This window comes from Curtobacterium ammoniigenes NBRC 101786, from assembly GCF_001571045.1.
GTDB classification, from domain to species: domain Bacteria; phylum Actinomycetota; class Actinomycetes; order Actinomycetales; family Microbacteriaceae; genus Curtobacterium; species Curtobacterium ammoniigenes.
In genome coordinates, this window is record NZ_BCSV01000004.1 from 77,768 (window position 1) to 96,911 (window position 19,144).

Genomic DNA, 19,144 nt, shown 5'->3' on the forward strand with positions numbered 1-19,144 from the left:
GCGGTCAGTTCGCTGCGGGCACCCGCCGCGGACGCACCCACTGCGAGACCGACGGGATGCGGTCGAGGTCGGCGCGCTCGACGTAGGCGCGTGCGACGTCCAAGACCTCGTCCATCAGGTTGTCTTCGAGGGTCAGCGGGAACAAGCCGAGTTCGATCAGGCCGTCGTTCGCGACGAGCAGTTCGTTCTCGGGCGCCTCGTTGCGCGGGTTGTCGACGTAGGAGATCGTCGCACCGGTCATTCGCGCGACCATTTCCGCGAGATCGCGAACGCGGTGCGTCTCCGTCATCTGATTGAAGATACGGACGCGTCCGGCATCGGTCGCCGGCGGGTTCTCGATGGCCAGACGGATGCATTGGACGGTGTTCTGAATGTGGATGAACGCCCGCTTCTGCCCGCCGGTGCCGTGGACGGTCAGCGGGTGGCCGACGGCAGCCTCCATGAGGAAGCGGTTGAGGACTGTGCCGTAATCGCCGTCGTAGTCGAAGCGGTTGATCAGGCGGGGGTCGAGCTCCGTCTCCGAGGTCTGCGTGCCCCACACGATGCCCTGATGCAGGTCCGTCACCCGAAGCCGGTCGTTCTTGACGTAGTACGCGAACATGAGCTGATCAAGGGTCTTCGTCATGTGGTAGACGCTGCCCGGGTTCGCCGGATACAGGATCTCCGTCTCGATGACCTCGCCATCGGCGCCGTGCATGCCGACCGTCAAGTACCCCTCGGGGATGCGCACCCCGGCGGTGCCGTAGCCGTAGACGCCCATGGTGCCGAGGTGCACCACGTGAGGGTCGAGCCCGGATTCCACGATCGCAGCGAGGAGGTTGTGTGTCGCGTTGACATTGTTGTCGACCGTGTACCGCTTCGTCGCCGAGGTCTTCATCGAATACGGCGCGGCCCGCTGCTCGGCGAAGTGGACGATCGCGTCGGGCTGTACCCGCTCGAGGACGGCAAGGAGGCCGTCGTAGTCCTGCGCGACGTCGAGCTCGATCGTGTCGATCGTGCGCCCGGTCACCTCATGCCACGCAGCCACGCGGCCAGCGAGTGACTCGATGGGCGTGAGCGACGATGCGCCGAGCTCGTCGTCGATCCGTCGGCGTGAGAAGTTGTCGACGATCGTGACCTCGTGGTCCGAGGCGGAGAGATGCAGGGAGGTGGGCCAGCCGCAGAAGCCGTCGCCACCGAGCACGAGAATCCGCATGTCAGTTGTCCACTTTCTCTCGGAGAGCCGCGGCCGCGCCGCGATCGTTGCGATACACCCATCGCCGGTACAGCACGAAGCGCAACAGGGCGCCCATACCGGCCCCCACGACGTTACCGGCGATGTTGTCGGCGAGCAGCGACGTGAATCCGAAACCATAGTGCGAGATCGCAAGCACGATGACGTTCACGAGGTATCCGGCGAGCGACACGACGATGAATTCCACGAACTCTCGCACGATGTCACGCCGGCCGGTACTGCGGAAGGTCCAGTACCGACTGCCGAGCCACGCGACGATGGTCGCGGCGATGACGCCTGCCGTCTTCGCCTCCACCGGCCCGCCGAGCACCGTACCGGCCGCGGAAACGCGCAACAGGTTGAAGATCCCGAGGTCGACGATGTAGCTGATCAGCCCGACGGCGCTGAAGCGAGCGGCGTCCCCGACAAGCGACGCGCGTCGCAGGTCTCGGACCGGGGTCGGAAGCGCATCGTCCGCCGCCATGCCGGGAGCCGCCGCGACAGGCCGCTCGTCCGACTGTGTCATGCCACGATCCTCCGCCTTCGCCGCTCAGAAAGCCCGAATGATCGTATCCGAGAACGCCGCGTCTGAGAGGACCCTCCGCTCGGCCGGCCGCGCCGGGCAACCGCGCTACAGTGAGACCGCTCCTCCGGAAGGGAACCGATGTCCGCATTGCTCGCCGCGGGAATCCCGAGCCCGCCTACGAACGGCTTTCAGATCGGCGCGTTCGAGATCCACTATTACGCCCTCTGCATCCTGACGGGCATCGTGATCGCTGCCACCGTTGCGGGTCGTCGGCTGAAGGCGCGGGGCATCGAGGGCGGCAAGATCGTCGACATCGCGATCTGGGCAGTGCCGATCGCGCTCGTCGGCGGTCGCTTCTACCACGTGTTCACGCACCCGGGCGACTACTTCTCCGCCGGCGACAACCTGTGGAACGTGTTCGCCCTGTGGGAGGGCGGACTGGCCATCTACGGGAGCATTCTCGCGGGGTCGGTCGGAGCCTGGATCGGCAGCCGTCGCGCGGGCGTTCGCTTCTCGGATTTCGCTGACTCGGTGGCACCCGGCATGCTCTTCGCCCAGGCGTTCGGTCGCCTGGGCAACTACTTCAACCAGGAGCTCTTCGGACCGCCCACCACGTGGCCGTGGGGCCTGCAGATCAGCACCAGCAGTCCGCACTTCCCGCCAGGAACGCCTCCGGGCACGCTCTTCCAGCCGCTGTTTCTCTATGAGCTCATCTGGGACACCATCGGTGGCATCCTTATCATCGTGCTCGGACGGCGGTTCCGCCTGCCCCGGGGCGTCCCCGTCGGCATGTACTTCCTGTGGTACGGCGCCGGGCGCGCGTACCTCGAGGTGATCCGTCTCGATCCGACGGAGTTGACGATCGGGGGCGTGAAGGCGAACACGCTCGCCGCGATCATCGGAGCGATTCTCGGACTCCTGATCATCATCTGGTCCGTTCGGCGTGACCGTGAGCGGCTCCGGTCCGGAACGACCACTGCCGAGAGTCCGGACGCCGCGCCAGCGGCAACCGCAGGTGCTTCGGCGGAAGCCTCATCGGATGGCGTCGTCCGCTCCGATGAGACGCACGACTCCGCACCCATGGACAGCGAACACACCGTGGCGTCGTCGCCGCCGGGGCGCCCCGCCGATTAGTCGCGGGAACGACCAGACTCGCCGAGCAGCCCCACCGAGGATCGAGCTGGACCGTCCAGCGGATCCGACGACGGCGTTGCCAGGCGCGTTCCACGCAGGACGATGTCGTGCAGCGTGATTCGCTCCCCGTCGCGTTCGATCCACCGCGACTCGGCCGTCACCTCGCTGCGCCACTCTGCGGGGTCGAGGACGCCGCGCATGCCCTCGAGGCGAACGATCGCGTCCGCGGGCGGCTCCCCGCCATGGCTATGCCGCCCTCCGGCCCCGTGCCCGACGATGAGAAGGCTTCCCCCGGGTCGTACCCAATCGGCGATCCGGGCGTACAACTCGAGCTGGGGAATGGTCGCGTGCGCATAGTGGGACGCGACGAGGTCAAACGACGACGATGGCTCCCAGACCGTGAGGTCGGCGACGTTCCAATCGACCGGCACCGGCGCCTGCCGTGCTCGCGCGCGCTCGCCGGGCGGGAGCGCACTGTCCTCCCGCGCAGTCTGCGCTTCCCGGGTCCGTGCGACATCGATGGCCGCGTTCGAGAGGTCGACAGCGGTGACCCTCCATCCCTGCTGCGCGAGCCAGATCGCCTCGGTGCCGGTGCCGCACCCGGCATCGAGCACCGTTCCGACCGGGAGCGAGGCGACAACATCGACGAGACGCGGGTTCGGCTCCACCGGCTCCCGGAGTTCATCGCCCCGGGCGTCGGTCCAGTGCCTGTCCCATCCGGCGGCGTCGAAGTCGTGCATACCGCACAGTCTGCGCGCTGAGCCCGGCCTGCGACCGAGCGACGAGTTCTCGAATCTTCACGTGTCGGTCCCGCGACCGATGCCCCGCACGACCGATACTGCCGCCATGCGTTTTCATCGCCTGGTGCTTCCGACACTGTCCTGGCGGCAGAATCCGCTCGGCGCCGTGATTCTCTCGGTCGCGGTGTTCCTCACCGTGTTCGGCACCGTCATGGTGCTCTCCGCGTCGTCCGTCGAAGAGATCGCGGTGCATCAAAGCCCGTTCGCAGCGTTCACGCACCAGCTCATGTTCGCGGTCGTGGGACTGCCGATGATGTTCATCGCGTCCCGCGTGTCCGCGATGTCCTGGAAGCGCTGGGCGCTCCCGATCTTCGTCGCCGGCGTCTTCCTCGAGCTCCTCGTGCTCTTCACCCCGCTTGGAATGACCGTGCAGGGGAACCGAAACTGGCTTCGGCTCGGCGCGTTCTCCGCGCAGCCCTCTGAGCTCATCAAGCTCGGGCTCGTGCTGATCGTCGCGGCGATCATTGACCGGAAGCGCGAGGCGATCCGCACCGGCGTCCACGTCGTCCGGGAGGTCTATCTCCCGATCGCGATCGCCCTGCTCATCGGGGTGGCTCCAGTGCTCCTCGGGAAGGACCTCGGCACCTCGATCGTCATCGTCGCCGCGGTCTTCGGGGTCCTGATCTTCAGCGGCATCAGGATTCGCGACATCGTGCTCGGCGCGCTGGGAGCAGGCGGAGTCGTCGTCCTCCTGGCAATGACCCGGTCCTCGCGAGCCGGTCGCATCACAACCTGGTTGCACGGGTGCGGCGTTTCGGACCAGACGCAAGCGGCGTGCTGGCAGCCCGTGCACGCGCAATGGGCGCTTGCGGCAGGCGGGATCTTCGGCAAGGGCCTTGGCGACTCGATGCTGAAGTGGTCGTGGCTGCCGGAGGCGGACAACGACTTCATCTACGCGATCATCGGCGAGGAACTCGGCCTCATCGGCGCGTGCACGGTGCTCGCGCTGTTCATCGTGATCGCGATTGCGTTGATCCGCACGGCGCGGCGCCGCTCGGATGTCTTCGGGTCCGCGGCGAGCGGCGGCATCCTGGTGTGGGTCGTCGGCCAAGCGCTCATCAACATCGCCGTCGTCCTCGGACTGCTCCCTGTTCTCGGCGTGCCGCTGCCGCTCATCTCGGCGGGCGGCTCCTCAATGGTCGTGACGCTCATCGGGCTCGGCGCGGCAGCGTCCTTTGCCGGACGGGTCGAGGAGCCGGAGGCGGTGAGCACGGCGCCGACGCGGAGTCGGACGCCGGCGCCCGCCGAATCCGGTGCGTTCGCGATGCACGACGTCTGACGCGCCTCCTGCGTGGGGCCGTGCTCTCCGGGGCTCTGCCCGCTCCCCGGCGCTCCCAGCGACCTCTGCACGGGGCAACCGTCAGTCGTCGAGGACGACGACAAGCTTCTCGGCGGAGACACCTGCACGGAGCCGATCGAGGCCGGCTGGGATCGCTGCGAGCCCCGACCCCACGACACGTGCTGGTGGCGCCGAACGATACCGACCATCGGCAAGCGCGGGTCCGAGGAAGTCGCGGAAGATCGCCGGACCGACCGCCGTGTCGACTGGCGATCCTCCCCAGATCGCCGAGATCGCCACGCCACGACGTCGCTCCCAGACGGAGCGCATCCGGGTGGCCGGGGTCGGATAGGCGGAAGCCAGGCGTCCCGAGCCCTGCGCGGCGCGGACGATCGGGATGGTCTTTGTCAGCGAGCCGCCTCCGATCGCGACGGTGCCGGCGAGGAACCGGCCGCGCAGTGCTTCGAGCAGGGTGTTCTGTGCCTTGGGATCGCGATAGTCGACCGACACCCGTGCGCCAAGACTCCGGACGAGTTCTGCGTTCTTCGGGGAGGCTGTGGTCACCACGTCGTAGCCCGCATTCGTCGCGAGCTGGATCGCGTTGCAGCCGACGCTCGTCGAGCCTCCCCAGATCAGGACTGATGCATCGCGCTCCGGCTGCCGATCGCTCGTCGGCAGCTCGAGTGCGAGCTGGTCCGGTTCGAAGAGCGCGGCGGCCGCCGTCGCGATCCCCAGCGGCAATGTGGCGGCCTCCGTCCAGCTCACGGTGGGCGGGAGGACCGTGACCACCCGCGCGCGAAGGATGGCGAACCGCTGGAACGCGCCTTCGGCAGGGCGGTTCGCACTCCGCTCCAGGCCCGCCGCGAACCCGAGCACCCGGTCTCCGGGCGCGATCCCCTCGACGCCCGGCCCGACGTCGACGACGTCTCCTGCGATATCCGTCCCGAGCACGGTGGGATATCGCAGCCAGGGCGTGACGACGTAGTGGGCGATGCCGGGGATCGCGTCGACCGGGTTCAACGCCACCGCACGGACACGCACGAGGACCTCTCCGTTTCGGGGAGGAGTCCGCGGGGCGGACGCCAGCCGGAGCCGCCCCGTGGGCCGCGACAACCAGAGTGCTTCGTTCATTGCGGACTCCTTGAGTGATGACACGTGATGTCATTATGTACCCCATGGCACGACGTGTCATCGTCTATGCTTCCGCCATGAGCCGCTGGCAGCCCGACGCACGAGGACGACTCGAGCGAGCCGCGGTCGACCTGTTCAGCACGCAGGGCTACGCGGCGACGACGATTCCGGAGATCGCTGCTCGGGCCGGCCTCACCACACGAACGTTCTTCCGCTACTTCCCCGACAAGCGAGAGGTGATCTTCGACGGCGACACGATCCCGACGCTGGCCCGTGCGTTTCTCGCGGCGGCGCCCGCCGAGGTGCCGCCGATGCAACTCCTCGTCAGCGGGATGTGCAGCATCGCCGATGAACGGTTCCCGCCGCGCCGGGAGGCAATGCGGCGACTCCGTCCGATCATCGCGGCAGAGCCCGCGCTCCGCGAACGCGACGCCCGAAAGCGCGACGACCTCACCGAAGCAGTCCGCGTCGGCTTCGTCGAACGTGGTGTCTCCGAGCACGCGGCCTCCGCCCTCGCCGCGTTCGGCATCGGAACCCTGCACGCGGCACTCGACCAGTGGCTTGCGGACGATGACACCGATCTCCCGAGCCGGACGATCCTTCGATGCATCGCCGACGTCCGCCGCGCACTGGACGAGCTCTCGGTCTGATCTGGGGCAGAGAGGTGACAGCCCCTCAGAGGCACCAGGCGCAGTTCGTTCGGCGTCCTGACAATCATGCGTTTCGCGGATCATCCGTACCCCGATAGCAGCGCAGCAGGGCCGATGCCGCATGCTGAGGGCGAATGCCAGCAGACATCACACCCCACGCTCCGATCGATCGTCGAGGAATCGACATCGATGACGCCGTCGCGCTCTACGAAGCGATCTACACCAGCGACAACATCCACATCGATCGTGCGGCACCCGACTTCGAATACCGATACCGGGCGGTCGGTGACCAAGACGTCGCACTCGCCACATCCGCTGTACGCGCACGGCGATGGGGAACGATCGATCCCGGGACCGAGTACATCCTCGCCTGGGCAACCGGCCCCGGCATCACGCTCGACACCGCGAGCTCCGACCCGATCCAGATGCGTGCCGGCGTGCCGATGATGTACCCCACGGGTCGCGCGTTCGAATTCGAAGCGCTCCCAACCACGCAGCATCTACTGCGCTTCGGCGGCGAATTCCTCGAGGGCGTCGAGTCGGCACGGACCGGGGACGCGCCGACGAGGCTGCAGTTCACCGGCAGTCCAGAACCGGAAGCGCTGGCGATCCTCCGCGGCGCGATCAGCGAGTCGGCCGGAGCGCTCCTCGATCCATTGACACCACTGCCCGTTCGCCGGCGCGCGAACCTCCGGGTCGCGGAAGCCGTCATCGAAGCGTTCCGGCCGATTCCTGTCGTCGACCAGCGGCGAGGTGGGTCGCAGACGACACGTCGCGCACAGGAATGGATGGTCGCGCACGCTTCCGAGCCGATCACGATCAGCGACGTTGCGGCCGCAACCGGAACGGGCGCCAGAACGCTCCAGGCCGCGTTCCAGCGTCACGTCGGGATGAGCCCCATGGAGTTCCTGCGCACCGTTCGCCTGCATCGTGTCCGCGCCGAGCTGCTCCGCCCGGAGCGCTCCTGGAACGTCTCCGACCGGGCGATCGCATGGGGGTTCACGCACATGGGTCGGTTCTCCGCCTACTACGCCAGTCAGTTCGGTGAGCTGCCGTCCGCGACGCTCGCCCAGGGTCGGGCTATCCGATCGGCGAGCCTCGCGAGCGCATAGTTAGCCTCCCGAGTTATTCGCGGAGCATGATGAGTTGTACCCCTGGTGGGGCACAACGAGCACCGGAAGGCACCCCATGAACGCCATGACCTCGGAACTCCCGCACGTCGACCCGAACCCGACCCAGCCCATCAACATGGCGGAACTCATCGCCGACATGGCCCGCTACACGAAGGCCTGACCGCACACCCGTCGCATTGCGGCTGCTACGCCGATGTCGCGATGCCTCGTGCATCGATGAACGCGGCAACGCAGTGCCTGATCTGCTCGTCGGTGTGCCCGGCGGACAGCTGCACCCTGATGCGCGCCCGCCCTCGCGGAACGACCGGGTAGCTGAAGGCCGTGACGTAGATGCCGCGCTCCTGCATCGCGTCGGCAATTCGTGCCGTGACCGCTGCGTCACCGAACATCACCGGCACGATCGGATGCTCGCCCGGCAACAGATCGAATCCGGCCTCGGTCATGAGCGAGCGGAACAGCGCAGCGTTCTCGACCAGCCGTCGACGCGCGGCGCCCGATCGTTCGATGAGGTCGAGCGCGGCCACCGTGCCCGCGGCGATCATCGGAGCGAGTGAGTTCGAGAACAGGTAGGGGCGGGACCGCTGCCGCAACAGGTCGACGATCTCCTGTCGCGCAGCCACGTACCCTCCCGAGGCTCCCCCGAGAGCCTTGCCGAACGTCCCCGTGTACACATCGACGCGCCCCTCGACGCCGCACAGTTCCGGCGTCCCGCGGCCGTGCTCGCCGACGAACCCGACGGCGTGCGAATCGTCCACGATGACCAGCGCCTCGTACCGTTCGGCCAGGTCGCAGATCGCTCCGAGCGGCGCGATGCTGCCGTCCATCGAGAACACGCCATCGGTCACGATCGCACGGAACCGGGCGGATGCGGCGGCCGCGAGTTGGGCCTCCAGATCGGCCATGTCCCGATTCTTGTATCGGAATCGCTGCGCCTTGCTCAACCGGATGCCGTCGATGATGGAGGCGTGATTCAGCTCGTCCGAGATGATCGCGTCCTCCGCGCCGAGCAGGACCTCGAAGAGTCCGCCGTTCGCGTCGAAGCACGACGAATACAGGATTGACGCCTCCGTACCGAGGAAGGCCGCCACACGGCGCTCAAGGTCTCGGTGGAGATCCTGGGTCCCGCAGATGAAGCGCACACTCGCCATGCCGTAACCCCACCGATCAAGCGCTTGCTTCGCCGCATCGACGAGTTCCGGCGCATCAGCGAGCCCAAGGTAATTGTTCGCACAGAAGTTCAGGAGCGGCTGGCCGTCCGCCTCGATCGCGGCGCGCTGCGGTCCCGTGATCTCACGCTCTCGCTTCGTCAGCCCCGCAGCGTCGATCCCGGCGAGTTCGTCGGCGAGGTGTGCTCGAATCGATCCGTACATCAGTGCTCCGTCCAATCGATGATGACCTTGCCGCCGTCCGCGGTGGCGGCAGCAGCGAACGCCTGCTCCCAGTCACGCGCCGGAAATGTCGCAGAGACGATCGATGCGATCCGCTCGCGCAGCACAGAACTTGTCTGCAGCATCGACCCCATCGCCTGCCACGTCTCGAACATCTCCCGGCCGTAGATTCCCTTGACGGTGAGCATGTGGGTCACCACGGTTCCCCAGTCGACCGCGATCGGACCCGACGGAAGGCCGAGCATCGCAATGCGCCCGCCGTGGTTCATGTTCGCCACCATCGACGGCAACGCCTGCGGCGCACCGGACATCTCGAAGCCGACATCGAACCCCTCGCGCATGCCCAGCTGCTGCTGGGCCTCGCGGATCACCGCTGCGCCGTCGCCACGCACATTCACACCGAGGTCGGCGCCCATGCGTTCCGCCATCGCCAACCGGTTCTCGCTGATGTCCGTGCCGACCACGAATCGGGCGCCCGCATGCCGCGCGACCGCGATCGCCATCAGTCCGATCGGCCCGCAGCCCGTCACCAGGACGTCCTCACCGACGACCGGGAATGCAAGCGCTGTATGCACGGCATTGCCGAGCGGGTCGAACAGCGCGCCCACCTCGGGAGCGATGGACTCGTGGTGCACCCACACGTTCGCGCCGGGCAGCGTCAGAAACTCAGCGAACACGCCGTCCCGCTGTACCCCGAGCCCCTTCGTGCGGATGCACATCTGTCGGCGCCCGGCTCGGCAGTTCCGACAGGTTCCGCAGACGATGTGCCCCTCTCCGGAGACGAGATCGCCGACCTGGACGTCATGCACGGATGGACCGACCTCGACGACCTCGCCGAAGAACTCGTGACCGGGGATCAGCGGCGCCGTGACCGCGGATGCAGCCCAGTCGTCCCACGAACGGATATGCAGGTCCGTCCCGCAGATGCCGGTCCGCAGAACACGGATCTTCACCTCGTCCGCCGCGGGAACAGGCTCTGGTCGATCGACCATCACGAGTCCCGGCCCAGCATCCGGTTTGTACAGCGCCCTCATCGGCCCTCGTCTTCCTCGTTCGACGCGCGCTTGTGGCGCATGTCGAGGTGCGTGCGGCACGATCGCGGTTCCGACCGGCCACCGACAATCAAACACCCGCCGGAGGCTCGGTCGGGTCGACGCGGCGCGCCTACAGCGTCACGCCGCTGCGTTCCGCGAGGACGTGAACGACCCGATCCTGGAATGCCTCGTCGAGCGCCGCCGGGTTCGGGTCGCGCCGAGCACGGTGGAACCAGTAGCCGAAGTCGCGCACAGCGTTGTCCTCGGTGGTCGCGAGCCAATCCTGGGTCTCGTGTCCTGCCTCCAGATCGTCCGGGGCGCCCGGACCGCCCATGCGGGTCGCAACCCAGCCCGGGTCCACGGCGTGCGCGACCGTCTCCTCGCGATACCGCGGGAGCGCTGCTGCGAACGCGGTGATCAGCAGCTTGCTGTCCGCGTAGCTCACCGAGCCCTCATGCTGCATGTCGACCGTCGGGCTGCCGCTGAGATGCATGCCGCTGCTGAGATACACGTGCCGGTGGACCTGCGGCGAGAGGGCGGTCATCAGATACGGAGCGAGCACATTGATCGCGAAGATCTGCCCACCGGTATTGACGCCGGCGTTGTGGATGATCGCATCCACCTCGCGCGCAGCGACCTCGTCGGCGATCGCGCGCACATGGGATTCACTCGCCAAGTCGCCGATGACGAGCGTCGCCCCGCGGTCGAGGAGCGGCTGCAGCACACGCGCCCGCTCGTCAGAGCGGGCGTGCACGATGACCTCGTTCCCGGCGTCGAGCAGCGCTTCGGCGCTCCGGCGCCCCAGCCCGTCGGTGGACCCGGTGACCAGCACGCGGCTCATCGCGCGCCCTCCCCCGCGCCGCTCGGCGCATATCGGTCGGCGAGCTCGTCCATGAGCGCGTCGAGACGTTCGTCGACCCGCTGCTCCTCCGGGTGCGCCTCGAACCAGGCGAGCACCTCGCGGGCGCCCTGCCGGTAGGTCGTGCGGGCAGTGAACCCGGGGACGTACCTGCGGATCTTGGTGTTGTCGAACACGGAACTGTTCGTCTTGTCGCCGATCAGGCCGGCGCCCCACTCCGGGTCTGCGGCGACGATCGCGTCCGTCGGCACATGCACGATCCGGAGCTGGTCGCCGACGCCCGCGGCAACGGCCAGTTCCGCCGCGATGCGGTCCCACGTCGGCGCCTCGTCACCCGTGATGTGCACGGCTTCTCCGATCGCATCAGCGCGGTCGAGGAGCCCGGTGAAGCCCACAGCGAAATCGCGTGCGTGCGTGATCGTCCAGAGCGAGCTGCCGTCACCGGCGATCACGATCGGCTTGCCCTTTCGCATCCGGTCGATGACGGTCCATCCACCGGTGAACGGCAGGCGGGTCTCGTCGTACGTATGCGAGGGCCGGACGATCGTCACCGGGAAGTCCTGCTCGCGATACGCGCCCATGAGCAGGTCCTCGCACGCGATCTTGTTCCGCGAATACTCCCAGTACGGGTTCTTCAACGGCGTCGACTCGGTGATCGGCAGATGCGTCGGAGGCGTCTGATACGCCGACGCGGAACTGATGAAGATGTACTGCCGTGCACGCCCCGCAAATAGATCGATGTCTGCCTGGACCTGCTCGGGCGTGAACGCGATCCAGTTCACGACGACATCCCAGACGCGGTCGCCGACCGCCGCTGCGAGCGCATCCCGGTCGGTACTGTCGGCCTGGAGGCGCGTCACCGTCTCCGGGAGCGGCCGCGCGTCCGTCTTCCCCCGGTTCACCACGTGCACGTCGAATCCCTGCTGCACAGCCTCTCGCACGCATGCCGCGCTGATGACGCCGCTTCCGCCGATGAAGAGCACACTCGCTCCGGTCATCGTGTTCCTTCCTGGTGGTCGGCCGCAGCTGCGCGGCCCTGGCCTGGCATCCTGCCGGATACGCCCATCCTGCCCCCGATCGGCGACGCTCTGGCAAGCCGACGCGGCCCCCGGACAGCGGCCGCGGCGCGAGACCGCTCCGCTGGAAGACGTGCGGAGCAGCCCGGCTAGGTGACGAGCAGATGAACGACGGTCGGGATCGCGGCAACAACCGCGGCGAGCACGATCAGCGTCGTGTCGGCACGACCCCACCGCGCGGCTTCGGCCCACGAGCGACGAATGCCGCGATCGTGGGCGGCCGAGAATCCGCGGGCATCCATCGCGACGGACATCCGTGCCGCTGTCCGGAGCGAACGCACGAGCAGGGCGAAGGTCATCCCGGCGAACTCGCGGCCGCGCGCACCCGGGCTGCGCCCGGCGCTGACGCCGCGCATTCGCCGAACCGCGCGAAGCTGCTGCCAGTCGGCGGCAAGACGATCGAACTGCTGGAGGGCTGCCGATGCGGCGACGACCGGCCGTGCCGGAAGGTGCAGGCGTTGCGCAAGGTGGTCTCCGAAGGCAGACGGTTCGATGAGTCCGGCCAGCCAGATGCCGGGAAGGACGAAGAACGCGATCCGCAGTCCAGCGCTGACCCCGACCGCTGCCGAGTGCGGCGACCCGAGAAGCCACGACGAGAACCCGACCGAGAGGGCCGCGATCGCACCCGGCAGGAGCCGTCGGGGCTGGAGCCGCGCCCCCCGCGCAACGAACGGAGCGAGCGCCAGCCAGGCAAGGATCCCCGCGAGCGGGGAGGGTATCCCGGTCACGCCGAGGGATCCGATGAGCAACAGCATCGCGGCGCCGACGAGCGCGAGCGGCCCGCATCGGAGGGCGAGACCGGGCGAACGTGCGGGCGGGCGGGCGTATGCGCTCGAGCGCTGAGCGTCAGGGGGCTCGTCGACGCAGTGCTCGATCGCCCGGAGCGGGCGGTCCGCGCGATGACCGGCATCGAGTCGGAGCACGCGGTCGGCCAACGCGATCATATTCGGGTCGTGCGTGGTCACGACCACGGCGACCCCGGCCTCCCGGGCGGCGAGGAGCAGTCCGGTCACCGCACTCCACGTGCGCCGATCCTGCCCTACGGTCGGCTCATCGAGGACGAGGATGGCTGGACGCTGCGCGATCGCAGCTGCGACGGCGAGTCGGCGCTGCTCACCGCCGGACAGCTGGTGCGGGTCCGAGTCCGCCAGCGGTGCGAGGTCGAGCAGCTCGAGGATCCGGTCGGCGTCCTCAGGTCGTTCGGCAGCGACGAGCACGTCCTGCCGGACCGTGCGTCCGAGGACGGCGAGTTCCGCATCTTGGGGAACCCATCCGATCCGTGCGCGAATCGCGGCGGCGGGCCATGCGGCCGGCCGGTCGTCTCCCGCGACGGCGAGCGCAGCGGACGCTCGAACCGCGCCGGCAGTCGGCGCTTCGAGGCCGGCGAGCAACCCGGACAGTGTCGACTTCCCGGCGCCGCTGGGGCCGACGATCGCCAGGATCGAGCCGGACACAGCCACCACGTCAACGGAGTCCAGCGTCCGGACGCAGCGCTCTTCCTCGCCGCGAGCGAGCGGCGAGCGCATCGAACGGTCGACCGAGACTCGCGCTGCGCTGACGGCCGGAGATCCGGGCGACAGCACGATGCTCGGTACGAGGAGATCCGGAGAGGTCGGGACGGGCAGCGGCTGCGGTGCGCCCGGCACCCACACGCCATCGTGGATGAGCGTCGCCCCGACACTGCTGAACACGGCGGCCGGGTCGCCGTCGGCGATCACACTGCCGTCAGCACTCAGAGCGATTACCCGGTCGACGATCGGCATCCACTCGGCGCATCGATGCTCCACGAGCACGAGCGTCGCCCCTGTTGCCTCGACGGCGGCGACGACCGCCTCGCGCACCGCTCCGGCAGCAACCGGGTCGAGCATCGACGTCGGCTCGTCGAGGAGCAGCAGTCCCGGTCCGAGGACGAGCACCCCGGCGAGCGCGAGACGCTGCGCTTCGCCGCCGGAGAGCGATCGCACCGCGCGGTCCGGGGATTGCGGGAGGCGGACCTCCGTGAGCGCGGATCGCACACGCTCCCAGATATCCGTCCGCGGCACCCCTCGATTCTCGAGACCGAATGCCGTGTCCCGGCCGACAGTCTCCGCAACCGTCGCGTCGCGCGGGTCTTGGAGGAGCAGACCGCTCAGCGCACGTTCCGGCTCCGCCCCGTCGATGCGGATCGATCCCCGGACCTCGCCGCCGCCCTGGGTCTCGAGGCCGCCGACGAGCGCTCGGAGCAGCGTCGACTTACCACTGCCGCTCGGTCCGGCGAGTAACACTCGCTCGCCGGGCTTGATCGTCAGCGTCAACCCGTCGAGCACCGGTCGTGATCGGCCGAATGGACGCCAGGTCAGCCCGTCGACCTCGATCAGGGCGCCGCGTCCGGTCGCTCTGTCGATGACTCAGGCCTTCCTGGTGCGGCCTTCGTGGAACTCCTGTCCGGCCGGGAACGCGTTCAGCGCACTCGAGCGTGCGAGGGCTCTGGTGAGTGACCAGCCGCCAAGGCCGGCGATGACGGCGCCCGACACGAGGCCCGCCGCCAGGTAGATGAGCTTCCAGCCCCAGGAGTATGACGGCACGTACGACCACCACTCGTAGCAGGCGATCTCGAGTGCCGCCGAGAGCATGCCGCCGAGCACGGCTGGCACCGCTCCGAATCGGCGCCACAGCAGGATCGCGAAGACGATCTCGACGCCGACGCCCTGGAGGAATCCCGACGCGAGCACGGTGATCCCCCATTGGTTCCCGAGCAGGAGCTCGACGTTCGCTGCGACGAGTTCCGTGAGCACAGCGGCACCGGGCCGCCGTACGATGAGGGCGCCCACGACGGCGGGGATGAGCCAGACGCCAAGTGCCAGCTCGCCGAGGGGCGGGAAACCGGCGGTGACCGCAGAGACCACCGGATACACGAATGTGTCGAACGCCCAGAACACGACGCCGAACGCGACGGCGACCATCGCCGCAGTGAGCAGGTCGATCGCGCGCCACCGAGGCAGTGGAGCACGAGCAGGGATGAATGTGGGGGGCGTGCGGCGAACCGCACCGGAGGTCGTGCCGGTCATGATGCTGTCTGCTCCTGATTCCGCGAAAAGGTCAGTGCGGACAGGAGGATCCATGCTGCGCAGCCGTCGCCAGAGCGATGGTGCCGTGGTGTCTCGAGAATCTTCGACTCCCTTCGCCGGTGCTAACCGGATCAGGTTCGGAGGGTCTGCGGCAAGCCGCACTCTCAGCGCTCGGGGCGCTCCCCTGTCGTACGAGGTGTGATCTTACCCCTGCGTCGGGGGGTCCGTGCGCAAGCGGCGCGCAGCGGGGTCCTTCGAATGCGATGACGCCGCATCGACGAATCGACCGCCGCCGACCTCGGCGGTACGGCGATGCAACTCGTCGACGAGCTGCTCGTCCTCGGGCTCGAGTTCGTCGTCGGGGGCGACCTCCACCATGACCTGACTCGCCGGCCCGACGAGCACTTCGGCGACCGCGGTCTGGCCGAGCTCGTCCATGGTCGGCACCTCGACGATGTCAGTCGTCCCGTTCTGGCCGAGCGCTGCCGCATAGGCGAGCACCGCCTCTGCGATCGCATCGCCCGTCATGACCTTGTTGTCGCCGTACACCAGGTATTTCACACGCTCACTCAACGCCGCCGCAGTCGCGAGGGCTCGGCCCTATGACAATCCCGCAGACTCTCGAGGTGGAGCCACTCCCTTTCGGCGGCGTCAGCGTCGGAGGCTTCTTCGTGGGAGGCGTCTTCGTGGACATCCAGCCCGTTTGACAGTGGCACCACTCACAATGGGACGTGCATGCCTTCTGACTCGCTTCCCATCCTGAACTTCGAGCAACACGGGCACTCCATCGACGAGGCGGTGGACTTCTACGAGCACGTGTACGACAGCAACGACATCCACTTCGACCGATCCGCCACCAACTTCGGCTATCGCTATCGCGCGGTCGGCGACGGCGCCGTCACACTCGGCAGCACGACGGTAGACGCTCGCCGGTGGGGCACCATCCCTTCCGGGCGGCAATATTTCCTTGCCTGGACGAGCACCCCCGGTGTCATCCTGGATCCTGACGGGGCCGAGCCGACCACCATGATCCCCGGCATCCCGGTGATGTACCCCGCGGGGCGCCCCTTCACGTTCGATGCACCGCCGACCACCCAGAATCTCGTTCGATTCGAGGGTGACTTCCTGGAGGCTGTGGCCGCTGCGCGCATCGGCCGACCGCCCGCGCCGCTGCGGTTCCGGCGCGCAGCCAGTCCTGAGCGCATCGAGCAGCTCCGCCAGGCGATTGCTACTCACGCACCCGTCCTGCTGGACCCCGCTTCGGACCGGGCCGTGCGAACCCGGGCAAACCTTCTCGTCGCCGAGGCCGTCGTCGAGGCCTACGATGCGCGACCGGCGCCGTCGGCACTCGCCGGCGGGAAGACCCTACGAGCCGCGCAGGAGTTCATCGCGGCACACGCCGCGGAGCCGCTGACGATCATCGAGATCGCCGCGGCCGTCGACGTCGGGACGCGCACGTTGCAGGCCTCATTCCAGCGGCATCTCCACACCAGCCCGCTCGTCTTTCTCCGTGAGACGCGGCTACACCGAGTCCGCGCGCAACTCCTGATGCATTCACCCTTGAGCACGAGTGTTGCGAGCCAGGCGCTCGCGCACGGGTTCCGGCACCTCGGTCGGTTCTCCGCCTATTACAGCGACCAATTCGGGGAGGCTCCCTCGGAGACGCTCCGCCGACGTCGGCTGCTCTAGTCGGTTTCGCCGCGTTCGGGCGCTTGCGCGCTCGGGCGCTTGCGCGCTTGCGCGCTTGCGCGCTTGGGTCCTGGACTCGGCGGCTTACGATGCCGAGTCCAGCTCGTAGCCGACGAGCCAGGTCACGCCGTACCGATCACGCACCTGGCCGTCCCATGCGTTCCATCCACGCTGCTGCAAAGCGTCGATGACATGCCCGCCCTCACTGAGACGATCGAACCATTTCTTCGACTGCTCAGGACTGCCTGTCCCAAGCAGGGCGAAGAACAGCCCGGCGCTCGCGAAGGGGGCGTCGTCGGTTCCAGCGTCGGCTGCATAGAGTGACACCGGTCCGGTGAGCGTGCCGTGGGCGACAGCGTTCGGATCCCCGTCGGTCCGCCCGAACTGCTCGAACGTGTGCGTCGACACGGCTCCGCCGAATACCGAGGCCCACCATTCGAGCGCCTCTCGCGCTGTTCCAGCCATCAGCAGATACGGAGTGGGTCCGAACCCCTGCATCGCATCCTCACCTTCTCGCGCGGTCTCGCGTGACGGTTCATGGTCGCGGTGTCGGCGATGGCACGTCAAGGCCTGCATCTCGGGTCGAGCATGCGGCGAAGCCCGTTCGGCTGGGCAGCGCACACCTGACAGCCCTGGATGCCCCGCAAGGCCTCGCCGCGTAGCGACGGATGGTGTGCAACCCGGCTGACACGTCGATTGCCGACGCGATCGGTCGGCACCGACCCGAAACACGCGGTGCGAAAGGAGCGGTCGATGGGATACCTGCAGGAGGTTCGAGCGAGCGCGAATCCGCTCCTGATCCGGGTCTCGATAGTCGCGGCAATTGGTGGCCTGCTGTTCGGATACGACACCGGTGTCGTCTCCGGCGCGATCCTCTTCATCAAAAAGGATCTCCATGCGGGGCCGACCGAGCAGGAATGGATCGTCTCCGTCCTGCTGCTTGGCGCGATCGGCGGTGCGCTCATCTCAGCGTTCGCCGCCGACGCATTCAGTCGGAAGTGGACCAAGGTGGTATCCGGCTCGGTGTACTTCGTCGCGGCGATCGCATGCGCCTTCGCCGTGGATGTTCCGATGCTGATCGTCGCCCGATTCGTGCTTGGCCTCGCGGTCGGTACCGCATCGTTCGTCTCCCCCCTTTTCATCTCGGAGTCGGCGCCACCTCGCATTCGCGGCGGCCTCGTGTCGTTCAACCAGCTCGCGGTGACAACGGGCATCCTTATCTCGTATCTGGTCAATACCGCATTCACCGGAGTTCCGGGGAACTGGCGTTGGATGCTCGGGATCGCTGCGATCCCCGGTGCTGCGCTCGCCATAGGAATGCTCACAGTGCCCCACACGCCGCGTTGGTTGATGATGCGGGACCGTGATGATGACGCCCGCAAGGTCCTCGAGCGTCTTCGGCACGACGATCCGCACGCGGACGTGGACGATGAGTTGGCTGGAATGCGCGACGCGAATAAGCAGGAGTCGTCGAGCCGCTGGCGCGACCTCGTGTCGAAGTCGATCCGACCGCTGCTGTTCGTCGGGATGGGGCTCGCGTTCTTCCAGCAGTTCGTCGGGGTCAATACGGTGATTTATTACGCACCGACGATCCTCCAGCACACCGGTTTGACCAGCAGTTCCTCCATCGCACGAACCGTGTCGATCGGAATAACGAACGTGGTGTTCACGATCGTGGCAGTCGTTCTGCTCGACCGCGTCGGCCGACGGCCGCTCCTGCTCACGGGGACGGCCGGGCTCACCGTCGCGCTTGCGTTCCTCGGCGTCTATTTCTGGAGCCCCTGGCTGCAGCACCACGCGAGTTGGACCGCTCTCGTCGGGCTCATCCTGTATATTGCGGCGTACGCGATCGGACTCGGTCCGGTGTTCTGGCTCATGATCTCCGAGATCTTCCCGATCGGCATCCGGAGCAAGTCGATGGCCGTCTCGACGATGGTGAACTGGGCTGCGAACTTCGTCGTTGCAGGAACGTACTTGACTGCCACGCAACTCATCACCACCCAGGGCGTGTTCTTCGTTTACACGGGGCTCGGAATCGTCGCGTTCCTGTTCTTCGCCTTCCGGGTGCCGGAGACAAGCAACCGGTCCCTCGAGTCGATACAAAGCGAGCTCACCTCTCGATGACCGGTCAGGTACTCAGAGCTCCGGGCACCGGAAACGGCGGTGACATGCGGCGCTGTGCGAC

Annotated in this window: 18 protein-coding genes and 1 riboswitch; of the genes, 6 read left to right on the top strand and 12 right to left on the bottom strand. The window is 67.7% G+C overall.

Translation table 11 applies throughout. The annotated features are described in order from the left end of the window. Positions 1 to 4: 4 nt before the first annotated feature. Both CAM01S_RS09420 and CAM01S_RS09425 read right to left on the bottom strand, forming a co-directional pair. Entirely contained in the window at positions 5 to 1,195 is a 1,191-nt protein-coding gene (locus CAM01S_RS09420) for an NAD-dependent epimerase/dehydratase family protein (protein ID WP_066520225.1), read from the bottom strand. Position 1,196: 1 nt separating this feature from the next. After that, complete coding sequence (locus CAM01S_RS09425) at positions 1,197 to 1,739, bottom strand: GtrA family protein (protein WP_066520227.1); 543 nt, start codon at positions 1,737 to 1,739, stop codon at positions 1,197 to 1,199. A 138-nt stretch (positions 1,740 to 1,877) separates the two neighbouring features. On the opposite strand from CAM01S_RS09425, the gene lgt reads away from it, so the two are divergent. Further along, positions 1,878 to 2,873: a prolipoprotein diacylglyceryl transferase gene (gene lgt / locus CAM01S_RS09430; RefSeq protein ID WP_083527914.1), complete on the top strand. Its 996-nt coding sequence runs from the start codon at positions 1,878 to 1,880 to the stop codon at positions 2,871 to 2,873. On the opposite strand, the gene CAM01S_RS09435 is transcribed toward lgt, so the two are convergent. Continuing rightward, positions 2,870 to 3,613, bottom strand: a complete 744-nt coding sequence (locus tag CAM01S_RS09435; RefSeq protein ID WP_066520229.1) for a class I SAM-dependent methyltransferase — start codon at positions 3,611 to 3,613, stop codon at positions 2,870 to 2,872. The genes lgt and CAM01S_RS09435 overlap by 4 nt on opposite strands. A 106-nt stretch (positions 3,614 to 3,719) precedes the next feature. Here CAM01S_RS09435 and CAM01S_RS09440 point away from each other — a divergent pair, with 106 nt between their 5' ends. Continuing rightward, a complete protein-coding gene (locus tag CAM01S_RS09440) occupies positions 3,720 to 4,952 on the top strand; it encodes an FtsW/RodA/SpoVE family cell cycle protein (protein ID WP_169795860.1) in 1,233 nt (410 codons plus the stop codon). 81 nt (positions 4,953 to 5,033) lie between these two features. Here the strand turns inward: CAM01S_RS09440 and CAM01S_RS09445 are convergent, their stop codons facing one another. Continuing rightward, complete coding sequence (locus CAM01S_RS09445) at positions 5,034 to 6,083, bottom strand: zinc-binding alcohol dehydrogenase family protein (RefSeq protein WP_066520240.1); 1,050 nt, start codon at positions 6,081 to 6,083, stop codon at positions 5,034 to 5,036. Between the two features lie 77 nt (positions 6,084 to 6,160). On the opposite strand from CAM01S_RS09445, the gene CAM01S_RS09450 reads away from it, so the two are divergent. Then, positions 6,161 to 6,733, top strand: a complete 573-nt coding sequence (locus CAM01S_RS09450; protein WP_169795861.1) for a TetR family transcriptional regulator — start codon at positions 6,161 to 6,163, stop codon at positions 6,731 to 6,733. A gap of 134 nt (positions 6,734 to 6,867) precedes the next feature. After that, positions 6,868 to 7,845: a helix-turn-helix domain-containing protein gene (locus tag CAM01S_RS09455; protein WP_066520250.1), complete on the top strand. Its 978-nt coding sequence runs from the start codon at positions 6,868 to 6,870 to the stop codon at positions 7,843 to 7,845. Between the two features lie 206 nt (positions 7,846 to 8,051). Here CAM01S_RS09455 and CAM01S_RS09460 read toward each other — a convergent pair whose 3' ends face one another. The 7 genes from CAM01S_RS09460 to CAM01S_RS09490 all read right to left on the bottom strand — a co-directional run bounded on the left by CAM01S_RS09460 (position 8,052) and on the right by CAM01S_RS09490 (position 15,831). Further along, a complete protein-coding gene (locus CAM01S_RS09460) occupies positions 8,052 to 9,236 on the bottom strand; it encodes a glycine C-acetyltransferase (protein ID WP_066520255.1) in 1,185 nt (394 codons plus the stop codon). Continuing rightward, the gene (gene tdh, locus CAM01S_RS09465) at positions 9,236 to 10,288 is read right to left on the bottom strand and encodes an L-threonine 3-dehydrogenase (RefSeq protein ID WP_066520258.1); all 1,053 of its coding nucleotides are present in this window, start codon (positions 10,286 to 10,288) and stop codon (positions 9,236 to 9,238) included. Before tdh ends, CAM01S_RS09460 begins: the two co-directional genes overlap by 1 nt. 130 nt (positions 10,289 to 10,418) lie before the next feature. Next, positions 10,419 to 11,129 carry an SDR family NAD(P)-dependent oxidoreductase gene (locus tag CAM01S_RS09470; RefSeq protein ID WP_066520261.1) on the bottom strand — a complete coding sequence of 237 codons (711 nt, stop codon included), beginning with the start codon at positions 11,127 to 11,129 and terminating at the stop codon, positions 10,419 to 10,421. Then, entirely contained in the window at positions 11,126 to 12,145 is a 1,020-nt protein-coding gene (locus CAM01S_RS09475) for an SDR family oxidoreductase (protein WP_066520263.1), read from the bottom strand. The genes CAM01S_RS09470 and CAM01S_RS09475 overlap by 4 nt, the downstream gene beginning before the upstream one ends. Positions 12,146 to 12,312: 167 nt before the next feature. After that, entirely contained in the window at positions 12,313 to 14,529 is a 2,217-nt protein-coding gene (locus CAM01S_RS15100; RefSeq protein WP_066520267.1) for an ATP-binding cassette domain-containing protein, read from the bottom strand. Positions 14,530 to 14,610: 81 nt separating this feature from the next. Beyond that, positions 14,611 to 15,270 (bottom strand): ECF transporter S component, encoded by a 660-nt coding sequence (locus tag CAM01S_RS09485; protein WP_066520270.1) that lies wholly within the window; start codon positions 15,268 to 15,270, stop codon positions 14,611 to 14,613. A 91-nt stretch (positions 15,271 to 15,361) separates the two neighbouring features. Next, positions 15,362 to 15,466: riboswitch (TPP riboswitch) on the bottom strand. A gap of 8 nt (positions 15,467 to 15,474) precedes the next feature. Next, entirely contained in the window at positions 15,475 to 15,831 is a 357-nt protein-coding gene (locus CAM01S_RS09490; RefSeq protein WP_066520272.1) for a hypothetical protein, read from the bottom strand. Between the two features lie 174 nt (positions 15,832 to 16,005). Between CAM01S_RS09490 and CAM01S_RS09495 the strand changes: the two genes are divergently transcribed. Beyond that, positions 16,006 to 16,959, top strand: a complete 954-nt coding sequence (locus CAM01S_RS09495; protein ID WP_066520275.1) for an AraC family transcriptional regulator — start codon at positions 16,006 to 16,008, stop codon at positions 16,957 to 16,959. Positions 16,960 to 17,043: 84 nt separating this feature from the next. Here CAM01S_RS09495 and CAM01S_RS09500 read toward each other — a convergent pair whose 3' ends face one another. Then, positions 17,044 to 17,457 (bottom strand): VOC family protein, encoded by a 414-nt coding sequence (locus tag CAM01S_RS09500; RefSeq protein WP_066520278.1) that lies wholly within the window; start codon positions 17,455 to 17,457, stop codon positions 17,044 to 17,046. Positions 17,458 to 17,712: 255 nt separating this feature from the next. Between CAM01S_RS09500 and CAM01S_RS09505 the strand changes: the two genes are divergently transcribed. Beyond that, positions 17,713 to 19,083, top strand: coding sequence for a sugar porter family MFS transporter (locus tag CAM01S_RS09505; RefSeq protein ID WP_066521163.1), 1,371 nt, complete (start codon positions 17,713 to 17,715; stop codon positions 19,081 to 19,083). Positions 19,084 to 19,144 lie beyond the last annotated feature (61 nt).